The organism is Parendozoicomonas verongulae (assembly GCF_009711465.1).
GTDB lineage: Bacteria > Pseudomonadota > Gammaproteobacteria > Pseudomonadales > Endozoicomonadaceae > Sansalvadorimonas > Sansalvadorimonas verongulae.
In genome coordinates this window covers 1-293 of the sequence record NZ_SMME01000147.1, presented here as the reverse complement: position 1 = coordinate 293, position 293 = coordinate 1, and the positions used below count along the sequence as shown (strand labels likewise).

Below are 293 nucleotides of genomic sequence, written 5' to 3'. Positions count from 1 at the left end.
GTTAAGAAGCTGGTTGAAACTCTGGATAGCTACATCCCAGAGCCAGAGCGTGCTATCGATCAGCCATTCCTGCTGCCAATCGAAGACGTATTCTCCATCGCTGGTCGTGGTACCGTTGTTACCGGTCGTGTAGAGCGCGGTATCATCAAAGTTGGTGAAGAAGTTGAAATCATCGGTATCAAGGAAACCTCCAAGACTACCGTAACTGGTGTTGAAATGTTCCGTAAGCTGCTCGACGAAGGTCGTGCAGGTGAGAACGTTGGTGCCCTGCTGCGTGGCGTTAAGCGTGAAGA

1 protein-coding gene is annotated in these 293 nt (G+C 50.9%); it reads left to right on the top strand.

Going from position 1 to position 293, the window contains the following annotated elements:
* A partial coding sequence (locus tag E1189_RS00180) for an EF-Tu/IF-2/RF-3 family GTPase (protein WP_268921564.1) occupies window positions 1–293 on the top strand: 293 nt, incomplete at both ends.